The following is a 3,068-nucleotide window of genomic DNA, read 5'->3' on the forward strand; positions in this document are numbered from 1 at the left end:
GGATCCCGTCGGCGGCCAGCTCCGCGGCCGCGGCGGCGTCGAGCACGGGCATGCCCCCCGGGCGGGCGGTGAAGTCACCGGGCGGCGGCTCCGGCACCTCGGCCGAGACGGGACCTCCCTCGGAGGTCCAGGCGCGCAGTCCCCCGTCGAGGACCCGGACGTCGGGGTGGCCGAAGTAGCGCAGCGTCCACCAGGCGCGGGCGGCGGCCATGGAGCCGGCGTCGTCGTAGACCACCACGGGCCGGGAGCCGGAGACGCCGAGGCGGCGCATCGCGGCCTGGAACCGGCCGGCCTCCGGCAGGGGGTGGCGTCCCTCCGGGCCCGCGGGGGCGGCGAGGTCGGCGTCGAGGTCGCAGAAGACCGCGCCGGGGACGTGCCCCCGCCGGTAGGACTCGATGCCGGGCGGGCCGCCGAGCGCCCAGCGCACGTCCAGGACGGACGCCGCGGGCAGCGCGGCCAGGTCGCCGGGAGTGATCAGCGGGCTCACCGGGTGCTCACCTCCAGGAGCGGGACGTACTGTTCGGCGGGGGTCAGGGAGCCGTGGTAACCGGTGAACGACGACTCCAGCGGCTCGGCGACCGAGGCGGTGACGACGGTCCCGGCCCACGGCACGGCGACCACGTCGCCGATCCTGGGCAGCCACTCCGGGCGGACGCGGGGACCGAACCAGCCGGACTCGACCGCCTCCTCCCGCGAGGCCACCCAGGCCGCCTCCCCCAGGACGCCGCGCCAGGACTCCAGCACGGCTCCGGCGGCGCCCGGCTCGGCGTAGACGTGGCGGGCCCTGGCCTCGCCGCCCAGCAGGGCGACGCCCTCGCGCAGGGCGGGGACGGCGTCGGCGTCGATCCGGTCGGTCGCGTTGACCATGCCATGGTCGGCGGTGACGTACATCACCGATCCGGGCGGGAGGGTCTCGGCCAGGCGCTCGGCCATCCGGTCGACCCGGGCGAGCTGGTCGAGCCACTCGGGCGAGCCCCAACCACGCATGTGGCCGGCGGCGTCCAGGTCGCCGTAGTAGACGGTGACGTGCGCGCGGGGTTCGGCCAGAGCCCGGCGGACCCCCTCGATCCGGTCGTCGACCGCGTCGGCGCCCACGAAGCGGACGCCCCGGTAGACGGCCTGGTTGAAGCCGGTGCCCTCGAACTGGGCCGGAGCCACGTAGCTGGTGCTGATCCCGGCCGCCGCCGCGCGCTCGAACACGGTCGCGGTGGGCTGCCACTCCTCGGGTGCGATCAGTGGCCCGAACGCGGTCCAGCGCAGGCAGTTGAACAGGTAGCCCGCCCCGGGAACGGCCAGCTGGTAGCCCAGCATGCCGTGCTCGCCCGGCGGCAGGCCGGTGCCGAGCGTGCCCAGGCTGGTCGCCGTGGTGGCGGGGAAGCCCGCGGTCAGCGTCCGGCCCGTCCGCGACGACAGGAAGGGCGCCGCCTCTGGATGGGCCCGCAGCAGCTCCGCGCCCAGGCCGTCCACGAGGAAGAGCAGCACCCGGTCGGCGGGGGCGAGCCCCAGCGGGTTGGCGCCGTCCATTCCCAGCACCGCCAGGAGCGAGGAGGACAGGTCGGCCAGCGACGCCTCGCCGTACGCGGGGACGAGGGGGCTCACGAGGCGGCGGCGCGGGCGGTGGCCTCCGACAGCGCCTTGGCGAAGGCCAGCACGTGGGTGACGGCCTCGGGGCCGTCGGCGGCCTCGCTCACCCGCAGGGAGAGGTCGTCGGCCGTGACCGCGCCGGTGTAGCCGTGGTCGGCCTCGCAGTTCTCGTCGCCGCAGGCGGCCGGCTCCAGGTCGATGTGGGAGATCGCCCCCCAGCCGATGGTGAGCGTGACCTCGGTGGGCGGCACGCCCGGGACGTAGGAGGCGGGGTCGGGGACCACGCGGGTGACGGCCACGGACTGGATCCGGCGCAGGAGCACGGCCTCGGTGGTCGTGGAGGCGTGGGACGCCGAGACTCCTTCCACCGCCGGGTGCTCGTCGGTGTGGCAGACCAGCAGACGGGTGGGGGAGAGCACCAGGACGGTGACGTGCCGGCGCACCTCCATGGCGGGGTCGAAGGTGGCCTCGTGGTGCACCACGTAGGCGTCCACCTGCTCCTTGCCCAGGGCGGATTCGACGGCGTCGGCCACCAGGTCGGGGTAGTAGCCACTGCGGTCGATGGCCTCGCGCAGGCCCGCGGTCGAGAGTCGGGTTTCCCTCATGGGTCCATCCTGCCCTGTCCCGGGCGTCTGTTTCACCCCGAGCGCCGCGGCGCCCCTCAGGTGATCCTCAGCTGAGACGCCGCGGCCCGCCGTCGGGGCGCGGCCCGCCGGGATGGCGCAGTACGGCGCGGGCCCCCAGCACGACGACCTCCGACTCCCCCACCAGCACCGGGTCGAGGTCGAGCCCGGCCACCTCGGGCAGGTCGTCGGCCAGCCGGCCGACCCGGACCAGCAGATCCTCCAGCGCCTCGACGGCCACCGGCGGGTAGCCGTACTCGCCGAAGAGCAGCGGCGCCGCGCGCGCGACTCGACCAGCTCGGCCGCGTCCTCGCGCGTCAGCGGGGCCAGCCGGTAGGCCTCGTCCCGCAGCAGCCGGGCCGTCACCTCGCCCAGCCCGAAGGAGACGACGGCGCCGAACCCGGGGTCCTCCACGACGCTCACCACGGTCGGCACCGCCGGCTGCGGGACCATGCGCTGCACGGCGAGGACGGCGTCGGGACCGAGCTGGCGGAGCAGGTCGGCGAAGGCGTCGCGCACCCCGTCCGGGCCGGCCAGGCCGAGCCGGACCGTTCCCGCCCGCTTGGCCGCCTCCGGGTCGGCGGCCTTGAGCACCACCGGCCAGCCCAGCCGCTCGGCCGCGTCCACGGCCGCCTCCGGCGAGGCGACCACCTCGGCGGGCCAGACCGTCAGCCCGTAGTGCGCCAGCAGCTCCGCCACCTCCGCCTCGGCGGGAACCCGCTCGCCGGCCTCCCCGGCCTCGCCGCCCTCCCCGGCGGCCACGGCCGCCTCCGCGGTCCCCGCCGTCCCCAACGCCTCCGCCGTCTCCGCCGTCTCCGCCGTCTCCGCGGTCGGAGCACCTCCCGGCGGGGCCCCGCCGGA

Annotated in this window: 3 protein-coding genes and 1 pseudogene; all 4 read right to left on the reverse strand. The window is 76.6% G+C overall.

What is annotated here, in order from left to right; all coding sequences use genetic code 11:
- The coding region (locus ACWJ6R_RS33395) for a sulfurtransferase (RefSeq protein ID WP_449066045.1) at positions 1-487 on the reverse strand (487 nt) is incomplete at its 3' end.
- A complete protein-coding gene (locus ACWJ6R_RS33400; RefSeq protein ID WP_449066046.1) occupies positions 484-1,599 on the reverse strand; it encodes an alkaline phosphatase family protein in 1,116 nt (371 codons plus the stop codon). The genes ACWJ6R_RS33395 and ACWJ6R_RS33400, both read right to left, overlap by 4 nt.
- Entirely contained in the window at positions 1,596-2,189 is a 594-nt protein-coding gene (locus tag ACWJ6R_RS33405; RefSeq protein ID WP_449066047.1) for a DUF5998 family protein, read from the reverse strand. Before ACWJ6R_RS33405 ends, ACWJ6R_RS33400 begins: the two co-directional genes overlap by 4 nt.
- A gap of 67 nt (positions 2,190-2,256) precedes the next feature.
- Positions 2,257-2,969 (reverse strand): annotated as a pseudogene (locus ACWJ6R_RS33410) (acetate--CoA ligase family protein).
- Positions 2,970-3,068 lie beyond the last annotated feature (99 nt).

The organism is Planomonospora algeriensis (assembly GCF_977012225.1).

Excerpts from the sequence above, each read along its gene's own strand:
- ACWJ6R_RS33405 (WP_449066047.1), bottom strand. The coding sequence starts at position 2,189 with ATGAGGGAAACCCGACTCTCGACCGCGGGCCTGCGCGAGGCCATCGAC.